Below are 17,622 nucleotides of genomic sequence, written 5' to 3' on the forward strand. Positions count from 1 at the left end.
CAAGATTAATCAGATTATACATGCTCTCAAATCATTCCCCAAGAAGAAGTATAAACCTACTATCTAGTTGAAAAGAAATAAGGAGGATCCTATGAAAAAGTTATTCAAAATTATTGCAATGGCGTTAGCACTGATAATTGTCGCCGCTCCTGAAGCTGCAGTGATAATTGAAGATGTTCCAGTTGACCAAGTTTACTCACCAGAAGGTTATAAATCTAACGATGATGCAGAAGTCGTTATTAGAGGTTACTTGCCAGATCTTTGTTACAAATCACCACAAGCTAAAGTCGCTATAGAGGGTAAGAGAATCGATATATCTCTTCAGGCCTATAGAGAAATAGGAGAAAATGTTGTTTGTGCTGAGATGTTGTCAAACTTTCTAAAACCAGTTCCAGTAGGTGTCCTTGACAAAGGTAATTATGAAATCTTTGTTAATGGAAAACTTCAACCGAATCTAAAAATCGGAGAATTTGATAGTGATGCAATCGACGATCGAGTTCTTGCCAATGTCCATAATGCTGTGGCAGATAGTGAAATGAAGATTGTAAAACTTCAAGGTTACAATCCAAGTGATTGTTATTCGCTAGATGAAGTAGAAATCATTAGTAATGGTAGCAATTCTTATTCAATTCTTCCAAGAATGAATAAACTAAACGACTACTGCCCAATGAAGATGGTTCCTTTCGAAATAGAAGTTCAGGTTCCTGAAGAACTCGAAAGCGAATATATTCTACTTCATGTAAGATCAATGTACGGAAAATCAGTAAATGCTCTAATTCGTAATTAAATAAAACGTCTATTGAGCATACGAGAAGGGAGGATTTATCCTCCCTCTCTTATTTAAGATAATACTTTAATAAATTTGATAAGGGTCAACATCAATCTTATAAGATATGGAACTAATTCTTACGTAAGATCCTTGAAAGAATTTAAGCAAATTGTGGAGATGATTTACATCATTTGATCTAAGTGCAATATACCAACAAAACTGATTCGCTCTTTTTTCTATCATGGCAGGACTTGGTCCAAGAATTTGTACATTTAAATTATTATCATTAATCGTTTTCTTAAGAGCATCACTGACTGAAATAATATTATCTACAAGCCTCTCTTTAAATCTAGAGTTAAAATAAATTACGGCCATTTTACTAAAAGGAGGAAATCTAGAAATATCCCTTACAATAAGTTCATCATCATAGAATTCGTTAAAAGAATGCTTTTCTATATACTCAAAAAGCTTATTTTCGGGGCTCAGCGTCTGAACAACGACTTTAGCGTCTGGCGAGTACCTTCCTGCCCTACCGTTAATCTGAGTAATCAACTGATAAGCTTTTTCAATCGCCCTAAAATCGGGAAAGTTCATAATGGAATCTACACCTAAGACTACAACTAAATTAACTCTCTCAAAATTATGACCTTTCGAAAGCATTTGAGTTCCAACAAAGATATCAATTTCTTTATTATGAAATCTCTTTAACTTATCTTCTAATTGCTTAACATTCTTAATCTCATCCCTATCAAATCTCTCAACAGTGTAATTAGCAAGCTTATCACTCAATATAGATTGAATCTTCTCCGTTCCAAAACCCTTTTGAAGTAAACTCATATTTCCACATTCAGGGCAAATCTCTGGCATAGGGATTTCATATTCACTATGAGAACTAGATAGAACATTTCTTTGCTTGAAATAGCGAAGGGGTGTATTAGTATTTGGATCTTCGAACTTATGTCCGCATCCCCTACATTGGACATAATTAGCAAAACCAAGTCTATTAACGAAAACAAGAACTTGCTCTCCCCTTTCTAATCGAGATTCAATTTCTTCAAATGACTTTGGATGTATAGGCCACAGATCATCATCTTCAAAGTTATTCTGGGCCGTTCGTTTTGGTCCCTGTCTACAATCAACCAATTCAATTTTAGGGAAACTTCCTGATGCCCTTTTCTCTAAAGCGAAATAGTTTTGATTTTTACTTCCTTCTTTGAAAGTAAAATAGTTCTCAACCGTTGGAGTTGCTGAGCCCAAGACAATTGGACAATTTGAAAGTTGAGCTTTCTTTATTGCTACGTCTCTTCCATTATAAGGGCATCTATCACTTTGCTTAAAAGATTGGTCATGTTCTTCATCAACAATAACTAGGCCCAAGTCTTCAATTGGTAGAAAGACAGAACTACGAACTCCCATAACAACCACTGGAAGCTTATTTTCTTTAAGCTCTTTCCAAATAGCATTTTTTTCAGAATTGTTCACGCCACTATGATACGGAAAAACTTTACAGTTTAGAAACTTGGCAAATGTTTCAGTGAACTGAGGGGTTAAGTTAATCTCTGGAAGTAAAAATAAAACAGAGTTTCCATTATTGAGCGCTTCTTTCATTAAGCTTAGGTAAATCAAAGTTTTACCTGATCCAGTTACTCCATGAATATAGAATCGATCAAAACCGCTTCTTAATTTACTTGAGATATTTTCAAAAGCGAACGCTTGATCCGAATTCAACTCATGTTCTATAGGAAGACCTTGCCCTTCTACAAATGAGACTTTACGGGGCTTCTTTAATATTGTTGGTAAACACTCTAAGATCGTCATACCTAAGTTATAATGGTAATAACGAGACATCCACTCATATAAAGACAGCTCTTTTTCAGAAAGAGAAAAGAGCTCATTTTCTTTAGTACCAATTTCTTTTAATTTGTATTTATCTAATTCACTCTGAACATCACTAGTAGTAAGTCCTGAGGCAACAACACATCCAGCGGCCTTTCTTTTGCCAAGAGGAACCTCAACGAGGTCCCCTCTTCGAATAGATATATTCTCAGGTAACTTATAGGTAAGTATCCCCTCTGCACCAGGATACTTTACAGCAACTTTGCAATAGAGATCCACTAGGAGTTAAACCTTAACATTCCATTTAACCCCATCTGGAGTATCTTGAAAGTCTATTCCTAATGCGTGAAGCTCATCTCTGGCCTGATCAGCAGACTCCCAGTCTTTATTAGCTCTTGCTTCATCTCTCTTGCTTGCAAGGGCATCTACAGTAGCTCGGTCTATCTTCTTTTCTTTAAGCATCATCTCATCGATATCATATAGAAATTTAGAAGGAACTTCTTTAAAGAGTGCCATCATATCACCATAGCGACAAATCCATTCCTTGAGAGCATTAGCTGTTGTCCAAGAGTTTGGATCCTTCTTTTTCTTTAGAATATTGAGCGCATTAAAAGCTCGAATAACTTCAAAGATACTTGCAATCAATTCTCCGGTACCAAAATCATCATTCATAGATTTTTTAATTTTAGCATCTTGCTGAATAAGTAATTGAGAAAACGTCTTATTTACTTTTCCAGCATCACTTTGCTCAAATTCAGATAAAACAGTTTCAACCGTGTTTAAAGTTTCATAAACTCTTCTTAATCCAGAGATTGCCTGATGAATTTTATCATCACTCATAGTGAGTACACTTCTATAGTGGGCCGATAGCATTAAGAACTTTAGAACTTCGGGATGGTATTGATCCATAAAAGCGCGTCCCGTAATCACATTACCTAGAGATTTAGACATCTTTTCATTCTTCATATTTATGAACTCATTGTGCATCCAATAGTTACAATATTTTTCACAATTACAACCTTCTCCCTGAGCAATTTCATTTTCATGATGAGGAAAAATTAAATCTATTCCTCCCCCGTGAATATCAATTGTATTTCCAAGAATAGACTTAATCATTGCAGAACATTCAATATGCCATCCAGGTCTACCTTTTCCCCATGGAGAATCCCAGCTAGGCTCACCTTCTTTAGATGGCTTCCATAGCACGAAATCATATGGATTCTTTTTTCTATTATCCACCTCTACGCGTTGACCAGCATTTAAATCTTCCAAATTCTTATTTGAGAGTTTTCCGTAGTCAGAGAAGTTATCTAAAGAATAAAATACTTCGCCATCAACAACATAGGCCTTGTCATTTTTTACAAGAGTAGCAACGTACTCAACAATTTCATCCATAAACTCTGTTACTTTAGGATTGTGAGTATGTTTCTTAAGCCCAAGTCTATTGAAGTCTTTTTCAAACTCAGCAATAAATCTTTCAGAAATAACTGTTGAGTCCACGCCCTCAGCGATGGCCTTATTAATAATCTTGTCATCAACATCTGTATAATTATAAACAAAAGTTACTTCATAGCCGCTTAGCTCAAGCCAATTTCTAACAAGGTTAAAAAATATAGCTCCTCTAAAGTTACCTATGTGAAGATAATCATAAACAGTAGGTCCACATAGATACATTTTCACTTTCCCTTCTTCGAGTGGTGTAAATGTCTCCTTAGAGTTACTCAATGTGTTATACAGTTTAATTGTCATATCTTCTCCGTTTTTTATTCAATATTTAGCACAGCTATTTCTATTTTCAAGTCTAACATTGTACTATAAAGCCTGATTTTAAACGATTCGGAGCTTTAGAACTATGGAAAAATTTGATTTAATTGTAAGAAATGGCAATTGCATCCTAGACACAGGTATTTTTGTTAAAGATATTGGAATTTCTAAGGGAAAAATTGTTTCAATAGCCGATCAAATTAAAGAAGGTGCTCATCAAGAGATAGATGCTAGTGGAAAGCATGTCTTCCCTGGTATTATTGACACTCAGGTTCATTTCAGAGAACCGGGTCTCACCCATAAAGAAGACCTAGAGAGCGGATCAAGTGCTGCAGTGCTAGGCGGAGTTACGACATTTCTTGAAATGCCCAACACAAATCCGGCCACTACAACAAAGAAGGCCATCGAAGAGAAAATAGCTCTTGCACAATCTAAATCCCACGCAAACTTCGGTTTTTTTATGGGGGCCACAAGTGACAACCTTGAAGAGCTTAAAAAGATAAGTGAAATTAAAGGATGCTGCGGTATAAAAATTTTCCTTGGAAGCTCAACAGGTAATTTATTACTTTTTGAAAAGGGACCTATTGAGGAGATCTTTAAAAATACAAAAGGAATCATTGCCTTACACTCTGAAAATGAAGAGATGTTAGTTAGCAATAGCTCAATCAGAGATAATGCCGCTAGTGCTCACGATCATCCAAAATGGCGGAATGTAGAAACTGCTCTCAGTTCTACTTTAAGAATTATTCAAATAGCAAAACAATGTAATAGAAAAGTTCATGTTCTTCATATTACAACTCAAGAAGAGATTGAATTTCTTAAAAATAATAAAGATATCTGCACAGTAGAGGTTACGCCTCAGCACTTAACTTTAAGCGCACCTCAATGCTATGACAAACTTGGAACATACGCGCAGATGAACCCACCAATTAGAGAAGTGCACCACCGCGAAGCTTTATGGGTAGGTCTAAAAGATGGAACAGTAGATGTCATAGGATCAGACCATGCTCCTCACACTAAAGAGGAAAAGGACAAGGGGTACCCTAACTCACCTAGTGGTATGCCAGGAGTTCAAACAATTTTTCCAGTTCTATTGCATCACTATGCAAATAAAAGATTAACTCTTGATGAAATCGTAAAGTTTATGTGTGTAAATCCTGCAAAACTATATGGCCTAAATAAAGGTCATATCAAAGAAGAGTATGATGCTGATCTAACTATAGTTGATTTAGAAAAAGAAGTTGAGATCCAAGACCAAGAAATGCTATCTAAATGTGGATGGACACCATTTAATGGAATGAAGTACCATGGAGAGATATCTCATACTATTGTAATGGGAAAAGTAGCGATGCAAAATGGGAAAATTAATAAGTCTGTTCTTGGTTTACCCGTTGAAGTAAATAAGAGGTTATAAATGAATGAAAATATAGATAAAGCTTTTAAAGTTGCCCTAGAAGCTAGAAGTAATGCACATGCACCTTACTCAAAGTTTCAAGTAGGTGCTGCGATCAAAGTAGTTGGAGACGACACAATCTATCCAGGATGCAATGTAGAAAACGCGAGCTATGGAGCAACTGTTTGTGCTGAGAGAAATGCAATAATTGGAGCGGTAGCTAGAAATGGAAAAATTGAAATTGAGTATGTAGTTGTTGCTTGCAACACAGATCCAGTTACTGTGCCTTGTGCATTATGCCTGCAAGTAATTAGTGAGTTTGCGAAGCCAGAGATGCCAGTGTACTTAGGTGATTTAGAATCTGTCAAAAAGACTGTTTTATTTAAAGACTTACTTCCTATGCCATTTAATACTTTAGATTGCTAATTTAGTGAGTGTAGAGTTTTTCTAGATCCGTAATCACATTCGATACACTTAGCACTTTCTTCCATCACAAGTGTAGAAGTATCGGCCCAATGTGTAATGATCATTTTCTTTCCACACTTAGGACAGTCTTCGATGGTTTTTGTAACTTGTTCACTGTCCCCGTGGTACTTTTCAAAACACTCTAACTCTAAAATTTCCCTTGCAGACATTGGGTGACTCCTATTTTGTTTCTTACCTAAGACCTATCGGCTGGCCTTATGGGGAGTTAAGTTATTTAAATTTGAATGAATCGCTTTTAGTTTTTATATCGGTTATTGAGAAATAATTACAATTACTAGACTTTTAAATAGCTGATTTCATTAGTATTTATATTTGTCTAATCATTGAGTAATCTTGTTTTGATAAAGTTTGCTAAAATAGTAAAAAATAGGTATTTTTTTGACCTAATTGCAAGCTATGGAATTTTTATGAATTTAGATACATTAAGAAGTAAACACTCAGATATTATGGACTGTGAAGTAAAAGACTCAACGGGCCTTAATGACTTTCAAAAACTAACCAATGAGTTTGGTATAGCGATTCCTAAAGTAGGTATCGAACGTTTTAGAGTCCCTTTAAAGTTTAAGCATTCTGATGGAACTATCATGGGTCACGACTGCGAAGCTTCAATGTTTGTCTTTTGTGAAGCCCATAAAAATGGTGTAAATATGAGTCGCTTCTGTACTATTCTACAGGATCAAACCCAAGACTCCGTTATAGATGCAGACTTTTTCAAAACTATTCTAAGAAGATATAGAACTGAGTTAAGAGATAATCCAAATGAAGAACTTATTGCGGAGTCTTTTCTATCCTTAAAGTTTAAATATCCAGTAAAGCAAAAATCACTTAAGTCTGATAACTGGGGATGGCAATACTACGACTGTTCACTACAAGGGCATGAAAATAAGCATGGAGCAATTGACATGAAGCTCACTGTGAATTTTGAATACTCTTCAACTTGTCCATGCTCACTTTCAATGGCAAAACAATATGAACAAGAATATGCTGATGGTGAAACAACTGTCGGAAATGGTATAGCAACTGCACATAGTCAACGCTCTAATGCAGTAGTGACTATCAAGTATGATATTGACACTCCTGTTTCCATAGATGAGTTAATAGAAATGTTACGTGTTGCACTTCCTACTGAAACACAGAGTTTAGTAAAGAGGATTGACGAACAAGCATTTGCCATACTCAATGGTGAAAACCCTATGTTTGTTGAGCACTCATCAAGAAGAATTAGTGCAGTTTTAAATGCTCAAAAAAACATTATTGATTGGCACGCCAAAGTAGAACACTTTGAATCTCTCCACAGTCATAACGCTGTAGCATATATATCAAAAGAAAAATAATCACAGGCCTCTAAATTTAGAGGCCTTTTTTTGGAACTTTATGAAGACATTCACTTTTTTACTTCTATCGACCCTACTCCTTTCATGCTCAACAAATAAAACAATCAATCCTGAGAACTCTTATTTAAAAGTCGTTCATTACAATATTAAAGAGCTTGATTCAAAAAAGTTAAACTCAGACTCTCCTCAAATCAAGGCCGTAAAAAATATTCTTTCAAAATTTGAATTCGATCTTCTCTCAATCAATGAAATACAATATGATTTTCCAAATATACCTAATGCTAAATTCAAATCGGAAGGAGAGAACTTAGCTCTCTTTGCTCGAACAGTTGGACTCAAGGGCTATAATTCAATATTCTTTCCTGCAAACACTGGGAAAAATGCATTAAAGATAAACGCTACAGAATATCTCGATGACCTAAGTGATAAACGAGCACGTAGCTTTGCCGACCAAGACAACTTCGGAATCTATCCGGGTCAATATTCTACGGGAATTCTTATTAAAGAAGATATTGAAGTTTTAGATATTAAGTCTATTCAATCAATAAAATGGAAAGAATTTAATCCAACTATTGATCTAAGTAGTTTTGCACGGGCCAATGGTGATAAAGTTAATGAGAAGATTAGTCTTTTTGACAAAAACTTTACTGACATTAAAGTTAAAAAAGGTTTAAAAACCTTCCATATCATTTTACTGCATACAGTTCCCGCTTTTCACTTCGGAAATAAGTCGACGATTAACTATCAAAGAAATGCTGACCAACTAAGATTTCTCGAGTGGTATACAACTGGCTCGACAGATATAGACGTAAAGTTAGAAAGAATCAATCCACTACCAAAAGGAGCTTCATATATTGCCATGGGAGACTGGAATACTGAGTTTAATCACCCAAAGAATCCTGGTAGTAAAGTTTTAAGAAATTACTCCAAAAAGACAAATATTTGGCTTAAAGAACCTATCTCTCATACAAATGAATCCCCTTCTTTTGCTCCAAATAGATTAAAACTACAATTAGACTATATCAGCTATTCTAATGACTTCACTTCTATCCATTCTGGAATTTATACACCAGATGAAAAAAGAGTCGAACTAGGCTGTTCTACATCAACCTATCAAAAAAATATTAAGAGCTACTTTGACAAGAAAACTGGAAAAACTTGCTACGCAAAATTCTCTTCTGATTATCTAGAATTGAAAGAGGCTTCAGACCACCTCCCGATTTGGGTTAATTTAAATGTAAAGGATTAAGAAGCTTTTTTGTTTTCAAACTTTACAGATAATTCAACCATTTTATCCGCAATTTCATCTTTGTGTACAATATAACTAGCTCCATCAAGTTCTATGACTGCCTTTGGCATTCCGAAAACAACACAACTTTCTTCATTTTGAGCTATAGTTAGTGCTCCAAGATCTCTTAACTTTTTCATGCCTTTAGCACCATCACGCCCCATTCCAGTAAGCATCACTGCGATGAGGTTTTCCTTTGAGGCCATTTTTTCACACGAGTCAAATAGATAGTCCACAGAAGGTTTAAATCTGTTCACTGGAGCATCGTCTGTAATTTCAACAAAAGGTTTACCATGCTTTTGCTTTATTTTCATTTGCATCCCACCTGGAGCGATGTAAACAGTGTCGGCAACTATAGGCTCACCATCTTCAGCTTCCTTAACTCTAAAAGGACAAATACCATTAATTCGATCAGCGAATGCCTTCGAAAATACGGCCGGAATATGCTGAACTATTACAATTGGCGGAATGCTATTTGGCAAACGACTCAAAATATCTTTGAGTGCAGTAGTTCCTCCAGTAGAAGAACCTATTACAATAGTACAATCTTTATTGAAGCTTCTCATTGATCTCGTGCTAGACTGGTGCACAGACTTAGTAACACTCTTAAACTTCGATGCTTCAACGACTTTTTCAATCATTATTGGAGCAACTTCTTGGATTTCTTCCATTTTCGGTTTTTGAATATAATCAAATGCTCCTGAATCTAAGGCCTCAAGAACGAGAGGTCCTTCTTGAATACTTACAGAGGTAATCATAATCGTAGGTATATTATACTTAGGTTGGATTAACTTTAATAATTCTACACCATTCATTTCAGGCATATGTATATCTAAAGTAATTACATCTGGTTGAAACTTCTTTATCAGCTCTTCAACTTCACTTGGCTTTTCCGCTGTAGCGACGACCTCTATCCGAGAAGACTTAGACAAAATTCTCGACAATAAATTCCTAATTGTTTTTGAATCATCAACAATTAAAACCTTTACAATTTTAGGTTCATTATCTTCTTTTTCAGGTTTGGTAACTCTTAATTTACCTTCACTTGGAAAATAGATAATTTCAAAATTACCAAATCTTTCAACAAGCTTAACTGACTCGAAAGCATAGTTACTTGCACGAACTTTTAAAAGTTGAATAAAGCTAACCGCGCCAACAACTTTCAAAGTTAATTTATCTACTGGTTGACCTAGCTCACTTGAGGCTTTAGAAATGAACTCTTCGAAGTGTCCGCTTTGCAGCTCAATAGTGTTAACTAATAAACCGCAAGACTTACCACTTGAAGAGTTTAGAGTGATGAAACACTCATTTCCAACTTTGAAATAATACTCTTTTTGAATATATTCGCTGTAATACCTCATCACTTCATCTAATCCCTACTTAAGTACTCGCTAGACATGTAAGCAAAACTCGTCGTTGGAACAATATCTGTTGCAACTTCATTTAAGGATGAACTAACTCCTACATCCTCAATAAGTAACTGAGCATCGCTCCACTCTAGTAGTTGTTCTGCACTATGTGACGAACATTGCCCAAAGACTAAAATAGAAGACTTCTGATCCTTATGCTGTTCATAAGCGGGTTTGAATGCCTTTTTAAAGTCTGCAAGGTAAACCTTCCCAGGCTCTAGCTTAGCATCTACCGAGTCTAATATCTCTACAGGAAATCTTAACTTATCAGATAGTTCCTCTTGTATCGCTGCTAGCAAGTTATCCTGCCCCTCAAAGAGCATTAGAGTTGCAGGCTGCTTACCATGTAGTTCATGAAAGTATTTTACAACTTTTTTCTGATCACTGAGCGATGAAACAATTACTCTAAACTTTTCTTCAACTTTTTCTATAGCAACTTCTTTTTCAAAGGCCTTATCAATTGTACTAACATGGGCCTTGGTTAAGTTCTTATCAATATAGGCAACACGAAGCTTAGTTTTAATTTCTTCTCCACGCTCCATTAAGTTATTAAGCGCCGGCTTTTCAATAAAATCTGCCGCTCCTGCTCTCAAACACCTCATTGCGGCATCCGAATCTTCACGAGATGCAGACGAAATAACAACAACTGGAGGGTGATCATCATCATGATAAGTTTCAAGATATGTGACACCATCCATTTCAGGCATGTGAATATCTAAAGTTACAACATCAACCTTTCCTTTAAGGTCTTTAAGTTGATTTCTTGCATCGATACCATTACAAGCAGTCCCAACAACTTCAAAGTCATCCGTACTAAATACCTTCTTAAGAAGAGTTAAGATACTTGATGAGTCATCAATACTAAAAACTCTCAGCTTTGAAGGCATAGAAAGCTTTGGCTGACTAACAGCAGGAGTAAGTGGCGCCGCTGCTGGAGTAGATGCTTCTGCAGAAGGTTCAACAACTTCAACTTTATGAGCGTAAACAGAAGGCCCAACATTAGCGATATCTAAATTAAGCCCACCTAATGATTCAGAAATTCCAGAGTAGAATAATCCTGTCTCATGGAGGTGTTTAAAAAAGTTATTTGTTATTTCTTCAATCTGATGCGACTTAAAGTAAATGAAAACATTTCGACAGAAGATAACATCAAAGATCTCACTTCCCATTTCTTTATGAAAATTTAAGAGATTGTAAACCTTGAAAGTACAATTATTAGAAATAGATTTCTTTGCTTTAACGAACTCTGAAATCTCTCCAGTTCCTCTCGCCCAGTTATCACCTAGATAATTCATAGGAACAGACTTTATCTCTCGTCTATGATAAACGCCATTTGCACCGATTTTCACAGACTCAGGATCAATATCACTACCTAAGATAGTAAATTTCATCGTAGGGTCAAGTTTAGGAAGGTAGAAATTTAAAAACATTGAAAGAGAGTAAACCTCTTGTCCTCTAGAACAAGCAGCTGACCAAATCTTTAAAGTATTTTCACCTCTAGCTTTTACATTAGAGATTAATCGTGGAAGATTTTCTTTAAGATGTTCAAAGTGAGTAAATTCTCTAAAGAAGAATGTGTGATGAGTTGTTAGTAATGAAACTAAAACTCCAGATTCTTTATCTTTATGACTATCAATATAAGCAATATACTTTTCTGGAGTTGATAATCCAAGCTCACTCATTCTCTTTTTGATTCTTGTCTGAACCATTAGAGATTGTTTTTCGCCTAAAACATTCCCAGAAATTCTTGCTACTATACCACTAACTTTCTCTACTAATTCCTCATAAGGATCTTCATTCATACTTTTTGCAACGCCCATTTTTACACCTTGTTAGTTAAACATCTTCAAATCGTTCATCATCTGCACTTGGAACATCAAGTGAAGATCCGACTGCTTTCTTTGTTACAGCTGGGCTATCGGCTGTAAAGTCGTCTTCGCTTGACTTAATATTTTCTTCATTTGTAATATTTTCTTTTATATCAGAAATATTTATTACATTACTCTTTTCAACTTTTGCTTTTCCACCACTTACTAGTGAGCTAAGATCATCTACAACTTCAGCAAGGCGCTTTGACTCCGTATTTAATACTTCCGAAGACTGCAAGGCCTCAATTGAGATAGTTGAAGTACTATGTGTCATTTCATCTAGCTGGCTCATTGCTTTAGCAACCTCTTTAATTCCTGACGCCTGCTCATTTGATGCATTAGTAATTTCAGAAACCTTGTCATTTACTTCCAATACATTTACTAATATTTGATCTAGAACCTCTTCACACTCTTTAGCCGTCTTAGTTCCAAGCTCAACTTTCTCTTGCCCGACAGAAGAAAGTGAACCAATCTTAGATTTTGTATCAGATACGATTGATTCAACTCTCTTGACACTCTCTCCTAGCATATCACTAATCTCAGTTGCAGCTTTACCACTGGCAGTTGCTAAGGAACCAACCTCTTCGGCAACCACAGCAAAACCTTTTCCATGTTCTCCAGCTCTAGCGGCCTCGACAGAAGCATTGAAAGAAAGTAGTTTAGTTTGAAATACGATATCATTAATAACATTAGTCTTATCGCCAATCTCATTGATGACACTAATGATCTCATTCATCTTAGTACTAATATTATTCATTTCATTTACAATCTCTTCATTTGAATGATTAATCTCACCCATTGCCCCAATCATATTGGTTACTGAAACTTTTCCTCTTTGAGCAACCTCTTTAGATTCTTGTGACTTTTTACTTGAGAGTTCAACATTTTCTAAGTTCTTATTTACCATTGAAGATAATTCATCAAGGGTTGATACCGTCTCTTGAATTGCAGATGCAATTTGGTTAGCACTGTCACTTCGACCTTCAGAGTTTGATTTCATTTTATTTGCATTGCTATCAACTTCTTTAGCAACTTCCCCAAGAACCTCGTTAGCTGATACGATAGGAGCAACAAGTTTCTTACTAACAAACATCCCAATCAAGGCTATTAAAACTAAAGCTACTGTCGCCAAGATTGTTACAAAAATCATCATTGCTTTAACAGGTGCAAACATTTCGTCTTCTTGGATCTCTGTTACGAGTGCCCAATTTTGATTATACATTTTAATAGGAGAATAATAGCTTAGAACATCTTTGCCATTAGGGTCCTTAATAAAATGTGTTGCGCTCTTCCCTTCAATTGCTAAATCAACTGAGGGACTTTTCATAGGTTCATTGTTCTTAAATGAATTAAGAGTATTAAATTTTTCTTTATTTACATAGAAATCAGTTCGAAGGAGTTTATCTGCACCTACTAAATAGGCCTGACCAGTTTCCCCCATACCGACTCTTTGAGAGACAGTCGCGCTCATCAAGTCAACATCAATTTGAGTGATAACGATTCCCATATCATCACCCTTTTTAATCCCCTCAGAGAGGTGATCAAATTCAGCAAATTGCTTAATACAATAGAAGGCATCTACTGAATTACTAATTTTATTATATTCATATCCACTAAAAAATAATTTTCCAGTGGTGTCTGCAACTGCCTTAGAAAAGCACTTTTCTAGTAAAGTACCTTTGTAGCCTCCATTTAAGAGATTTCGTCCTAAGAAAATATTTTTCTTATCCGGAATCGCTGTCAGGATGACGGTAGAGTCAAGAGAAACTAACATAAAATTTTTCAAGGAAAAGTCTTTCGTTAGCTCTGTAGTTCTCTGTCCGTATGTTTGTTCTAAACTGTCATACTGTGAAGTATTAATGTCCTGATCTTCACCAGGAAATAAACTTGCACCATAAAAAGCCCCTTCATAAGCTAGAAAAAGTCCTTCAACGAGCCTATTCTTCCCCATTCTTTCTGAGAAAACTTTAGTCTGCCTCTCGATTTGAGTTAAACGACTTTTTATCATTTCTCCCATACTCGAAAACTGATTAATAGATTGTGCTTGAAGAGCTTCTCTTGACTTAAAGTATGAAACAGAAGCAACAATTGTGATGCATACAAAGGCAACAGTAATTATCACAAATAATACTTTAAATCTAAAACTAGCTTGATTGGGGCTTTTATTCATTTTTATTCCAAATTTTAAATTATTTCCAAATACCTGAACCAGCGATCCAGTTTAATCCACCTTCACACTTCTTAACATATGAAACTTTTGGTGTTGCTTTTTCTGCACCAGGCTTGGCCCATACATAATCAACCCAACCACCAGCAGCATCGGCCTTTGCTTTCTTGTCGAACTCAACAAATAAAGGAACGCCATTTTCGTCTTTACTTCCCTTAAGGTCCTTTCCATTTAGTCTTCTTTTAATAGGATGTAGAACCATTTTTACGTCTGAATCTTGAATCCAAACATAGTTAGACCCACAGTATCTATACTTTCCGATTTCTCCGAGAGCACCTTTACCTTTGGCCTTAATTAAATCACACATTTTCTCTACTGATTCTTTAGCTTGTTCTTTAGAACAGTCTGCTGCAAAAGTGTTTGACATGCACAGTGAGAACACGCCCACTGCTAATAGCGATAGTTTTTTCATAATTTCTCCTTTGTTGAAGAATCGTCCATTTCTCAATTTTTCTTAACTAAAAATAACCTTAATTTATAAATAAATTCAAAAAAAAAGCCACATAGTGGCTTAATTTATGCTGCTCTTTTTTTCATTGCATTGACGTCTTTTATATCAAGAACCTTTGCAACGTTTAGAAGAACTGTAAGGGAGTCTTCTTTTCGATAAACTCCGTAGATATATTCAGCATTAACTTGAGTTTCAATTTCAGGAACTTCATTTACTTCCTTTAAGGAAAAGGCCAGTACTTTATTTATCGAGTCTACGACTATTCCTAAATTCATTCCATCAAGATCAACAATAATAACGCTCTCTTCATTATTATTTTCTCTGGCCTTTATTTTTAGCTTCGTTCTCATATCGACAACAGAAATAACTTGTCCTCTTAAGTTCATAATTCCTAGAAAATGAGGAGGAGCTTTCGGTATGGGAGTTGTTTCAGGAACAGAAATTACTTCACGAACTGATAGTAATGGAATTGCATAATCTTCCGCTCCAAGACTAAACTCCAAGAATCTCTGAATTTCTGAGCTTTCTTCTTCAGCGAGTGAGAGATTGTGATTTTCATTGTTCATTACGCCACCTTTCCTAATAAGTCTTCTTTAATATTTGTATTATTCTTCTTCATTGATCCGCTATAAAGCTCATTTAAATCTAGAATAAAAGATGGTTTACCATCTCCTAGAATTGAACTTCCCATGAAGCCTTTAGTATTTTTAATTTCTTCACCTAAAGTTTTAATCACCACTTGCTGCTGATGAAGTATATCATCAACTAAAACAGCAAAAGGATTTTCTGAAGCCTGAATGATGATTGCAATCTTATCAGACTCAGTACCTTCATCCATCGCAACACTTAGAGTTTTTCCTACATTAAAAAGCGGTAATACCTGACCTCTTAAATTCAGACATTTTCCCCAACCTGTAACTTCATGAATAATTTCTTTAGTAGGCTTTAATGACTCATGTACTTGAGAAAGTGGAATTATAAATTTTTCTCCACCAGTTCTAACAACCATTCCATCAATAATCGCCATTGTCAGAGGAAGTACAACCTTAAACACAGAACCTTTTCCTTGCTCAGTTTTAACTTTAACTTCACCTGATAGCTTTTCTATATTTGTCTTAACAACATCCATCCCAACACCACGTCCAGATACTTCTGTAACTTGTTCTTTCGTCGAAAAACCTGGATGAAAAATATATTGGATAATATCTTCATCAGAAATAGACTGACCTGGCTTAATAAGACCTTTTTCTGTTGCCTTTCTTCTAATCACATCAGCAGGAATACCACTACCATCATCAGAGATTTCTATTACAAGGTTATTTCCTTCATGTAATGCTCTAATTGTGACATTTCCAACTTCATCCTTACCACTTTTAACTCTATCTTCTGTTGACTCTAAACCATGATCAACAGCATTTCTTACTATGTGAACAAGAGGATCTGATAAATGCTCAAGAACAGTTTTATCAATTTCTGTTTCTTCTCCAAAAAGTGTTAACTTAACTTTCTTATCTAGAGTTTTAGAAGTGTCTCTAACAATTCTACTCATTTTTTGTAGAGTTGATTTAACAGGAACCATTCTAAGTGACATTGAGATTTCTTGAATCTCTTTTGATAGTTTTCCTAGTTGCGATATAGATTTATTTGTTAGTTGATCCTGAACGGCACTAAACCTACTTTGATCTAATACTGTTTGTAGAATAACTAACTCTCCTACAACATTATTAAGCTTCTCTACTCTTGATAGTGAAACTCTTATACTTTCATCTTCCGTTATTTTTTTAGCCGGTGACTTAGAAGCAGCAGGTGCTTTTGGTGCAGCCTTTTTCTCTTCTACAACTGGCTTAATAGGCTGAACGTTATCCGCAGGAGCAGTAACAGTTGGTGTTTTATCAGCAGCATTTGAAAACTTTAAACCTTGTTCAGTCTTTGTGTCTTCTAGTCCCGATATAATATCATCGTCACAAGTTCCTAGCTCTCTAAGAGCTTCAATTGCTGCAGCTGATATCTCAGGAGCAGCTGCACTTTCTTCAATAATAGTTTCAGTTTTTGACTCTAATTCTGCCAATAAACTATCATCAACATTTCCTAATTCTTTCAAGGCCTCAAGAGCTGCCGCTGATATTTCTGTATCTTCGTTACTTGATGGCTCCTCACCAATAACTTCATCTAATATTTCTTCTAATTCACTTTCAAAGTCTATTGAATCTTCACTTTCCCAGTTTGATTCATCAGCTATGATTTCAGAACTAATTTGTTCTACTTCTTCAACATTAGAATCTGTAGCTTCTACAGCTTGCTCACCAGATAGATCTCCATTTAAAGCAGAGTGAATTTTTGCAACAATGGCTTCACTTTCAAATGTTGCATCCATATCATCTTTAAGGGTTTGAATCATATGTGTTATATGATCATTACACTCTAATAGAAGGGAAACAATTCCATCAGTTACTGGTAATTCACCTGTTTTAACTTTTAAGATTAGGTTTTCCATTTCATGGGTAAATTCAGCAACCTCACCGAAACCAACGGCCCTAGAAGTCCCTTTTAGGTTGTGGGCAAGTCTAAAAATTTGATCTAAGAGTTCAGAGCTTTCTTTATCATTTTCTAAAGCAAGAAATGACTGCTCCGTGTCTTCAAGTAACTGAAGTGACTCATCTAGGAAATCTTCTTTTAGCTCTCTTTCAAAATCGTCCATTAAAAACCTTCAAAATTATGAACATCAATGTTCTATTCCTTTGGCTTTTCGACATATATTTAGAGAAATTAATAGAAATATCCATATTAAGTTAAAATT

At 35.5% G+C, this 17,622-nt stretch carries 14 protein-coding genes; 5 read left to right on the top strand and 9 right to left on the bottom strand.

The features are described from left to right. The first annotated feature begins 91 nt into the window (after window positions 1–91). On the top strand, window positions 92–787 hold the full coding sequence (locus DPQ89_RS01960; protein WP_127714626.1) for a hypothetical protein: 696 nt from the start codon (window positions 92–94) through the stop codon (window positions 785–787). A 66-nt stretch (window positions 788–853) separates the two neighbouring features. On the opposite strand, the gene priA is transcribed toward DPQ89_RS01960, so the two are convergent. Further along, complete coding sequence (priA, locus tag DPQ89_RS01965) at window positions 854–2,884, bottom strand: primosomal protein N' (protein WP_127714628.1); 2,031 nt, start codon at window positions 2,882–2,884, stop codon at window positions 854–856. 6 nt (window positions 2,885–2,890) lie between these two features. After that, on the bottom strand, window positions 2,891–4,354 hold the full coding sequence (gene cysS, locus DPQ89_RS01970; protein ID WP_127714630.1) for a cysteine--tRNA ligase: 1,464 nt from the start codon (window positions 4,352–4,354) through the stop codon (window positions 2,891–2,893). A 103-nt stretch (window positions 4,355–4,457) separates the two neighbouring features. Between cysS and DPQ89_RS01975 the strand changes: the two genes are divergently transcribed. Further along, on the top strand, window positions 4,458–5,783 hold the full coding sequence (locus DPQ89_RS01975; RefSeq protein ID WP_127714632.1) for a dihydroorotase: 1,326 nt from the start codon (window positions 4,458–4,460) through the stop codon (window positions 5,781–5,783). Continuing rightward, window positions 5,784–6,188 (top strand): cytidine deaminase, encoded by a 405-nt coding sequence (gene cdd, locus DPQ89_RS01980; RefSeq protein WP_127714634.1) that lies wholly within the window; start codon window positions 5,784–5,786, stop codon window positions 6,186–6,188. It abuts the gene before it with no gap. On the opposite strand, the gene DPQ89_RS01985 is transcribed toward cdd, so the two are convergent. Continuing rightward, complete coding sequence (locus DPQ89_RS01985; RefSeq protein WP_127714636.1) at window positions 6,185–6,397, bottom strand: hypothetical protein; 213 nt, start codon at window positions 6,395–6,397, stop codon at window positions 6,185–6,187. The genes cdd and DPQ89_RS01985 overlap by 4 nt on opposite strands. A 258-nt stretch (window positions 6,398–6,655) precedes the next feature. Here DPQ89_RS01985 and folE2 point away from each other — a divergent pair, with 258 nt between their 5' ends. Together folE2 and DPQ89_RS01995 are read left to right on the top strand one after the other, a co-directional pair. Then, window positions 6,656–7,582 carry a GTP cyclohydrolase FolE2 gene (gene folE2, locus DPQ89_RS01990; RefSeq protein WP_127714638.1) on the top strand — a complete coding sequence of 309 codons (927 nt, stop codon included), beginning with the start codon at window positions 6,656–6,658 and terminating at the stop codon, window positions 7,580–7,582. 40 nt (window positions 7,583–7,622) lie between these two features. Next, entirely contained in the window at window positions 7,623–8,831 is a 1,209-nt protein-coding gene (locus DPQ89_RS01995) for an endonuclease/exonuclease/phosphatase family protein (protein ID WP_127714640.1), read from the top strand. Here DPQ89_RS01995 and DPQ89_RS02000 read toward each other — a convergent pair. From DPQ89_RS02000 to DPQ89_RS02025, 6 genes are all read right to left on the bottom strand, one after another. Further along, window positions 8,828–10,231 carry a chemotaxis response regulator protein-glutamate methylesterase gene (locus DPQ89_RS02000; RefSeq protein ID WP_127714642.1) on the bottom strand — a complete coding sequence of 468 codons (1,404 nt, stop codon included), beginning with the start codon at window positions 10,229–10,231 and terminating at the stop codon, window positions 8,828–8,830. The genes DPQ89_RS01995 and DPQ89_RS02000 overlap by 4 nt on opposite strands. Window positions 10,232–10,239: 8 nt before the next feature. Beyond that, window positions 10,240–12,099: a CheR family methyltransferase gene (locus DPQ89_RS02005; RefSeq protein WP_127714644.1), complete on the bottom strand. Its 1,860-nt coding sequence runs from the start codon at window positions 12,097–12,099 to the stop codon at window positions 10,240–10,242. Window positions 12,100–12,115: 16 nt separating this feature from the next. Then, on the bottom strand, window positions 12,116–14,317 hold the full coding sequence (locus tag DPQ89_RS02010; RefSeq protein WP_127714646.1) for a methyl-accepting chemotaxis protein: 2,202 nt from the start codon (window positions 14,315–14,317) through the stop codon (window positions 12,116–12,118). A 19-nt stretch (window positions 14,318–14,336) separates the two neighbouring features. Next, a complete protein-coding gene (locus DPQ89_RS02015; protein WP_127714648.1) occupies window positions 14,337–14,786 on the bottom strand; it encodes a cache domain-containing protein in 450 nt (149 codons plus the stop codon). Between the two features lie 104 nt (window positions 14,787–14,890). Then, entirely contained in the window at window positions 14,891–15,391 is a 501-nt protein-coding gene (locus tag DPQ89_RS02020; protein ID WP_127714650.1) for a chemotaxis protein CheW, read from the bottom strand. Continuing rightward, the gene (locus DPQ89_RS02025; protein WP_127714653.1) at window positions 15,391–17,523 is read right to left on the bottom strand and encodes a chemotaxis protein CheA; all 2,133 of its coding nucleotides are present in this window, start codon (window positions 17,521–17,523) and stop codon (window positions 15,391–15,393) included. The genes DPQ89_RS02020 and DPQ89_RS02025 overlap by 1 nt, the downstream gene beginning before the upstream one ends. Window positions 17,524–17,622 lie beyond the last annotated feature (99 nt).

Origin of the sequence: Halobacteriovorax sp. HLS (assembly GCF_004006665.1) — a bacterium.
Classification (GTDB): domain Bacteria; phylum Bdellovibrionota; class Bacteriovoracia; order Bacteriovoracales; family Bacteriovoracaceae; genus Halobacteriovorax.

Excerpts from the sequence above, each read along its gene's own strand:
- DPQ89_RS01960 (WP_127714626.1), top strand. The coding sequence starts at position 92 with ATGAAAAAGTTATTCAAAATTATTGCAATGGCGTTAGCACTGATAATT.
- cysS (WP_127714630.1), bottom strand. The coding sequence starts at position 4,354 with ATGACAATTAAACTGTATAACACATTGAGTAACTCTAAGGAGACATTT.
- DPQ89_RS01975 (WP_127714632.1), top strand. The coding sequence starts at position 4,458 with ATGGAAAAATTTGATTTAATTGTAAGAAATGGCAATTGCATCCTAGAC.
- cdd (WP_127714634.1), top strand. The coding sequence starts at position 5,784 with ATGAATGAAAATATAGATAAAGCTTTTAAAGTTGCCCTAGAAGCTAGA.
- DPQ89_RS01985 (WP_127714636.1), bottom strand. The coding sequence starts at position 6,397 with ATGTCTGCAAGGGAAATTTTAGAGTTAGAGTGTTTTGAAAAGTACCAC.
- folE2 (WP_127714638.1), top strand. The coding sequence starts at position 6,656 with ATGAATTTAGATACATTAAGAAGTAAACACTCAGATATTATGGACTGT.
- DPQ89_RS01995 (WP_127714640.1), top strand. The coding sequence starts at position 7,623 with ATGAAGACATTCACTTTTTTACTTCTATCGACCCTACTCCTTTCATGC.
- DPQ89_RS02000 (WP_127714642.1), bottom strand. The coding sequence starts at position 10,231 with ATGAGGTATTACAGCGAATATATTCAAAAAGAGTATTATTTCAAAGTT.
- DPQ89_RS02005 (WP_127714644.1), bottom strand. The coding sequence starts at position 12,099 with ATGGGCGTTGCAAAAAGTATGAATGAAGATCCTTATGAGGAATTAGTA.
- DPQ89_RS02010 (WP_127714646.1), bottom strand. The coding sequence starts at position 14,317 with ATGAATAAAAGCCCCAATCAAGCTAGTTTTAGATTTAAAGTATTATTT.
- DPQ89_RS02015 (WP_127714648.1), bottom strand. The coding sequence starts at position 14,786 with ATGAAAAAACTATCGCTATTAGCAGTGGGCGTGTTCTCACTGTGCATG.
- DPQ89_RS02020 (WP_127714650.1), bottom strand. The coding sequence starts at position 15,391 with ATGAACAATGAAAATCACAATCTCTCACTCGCTGAAGAAGAAAGCTCA.
- DPQ89_RS02025 (WP_127714653.1), bottom strand. The coding sequence starts at position 17,523 with ATGGACGATTTTGAAAGAGAGCTAAAAGAAGATTTCCTAGATGAGTCA.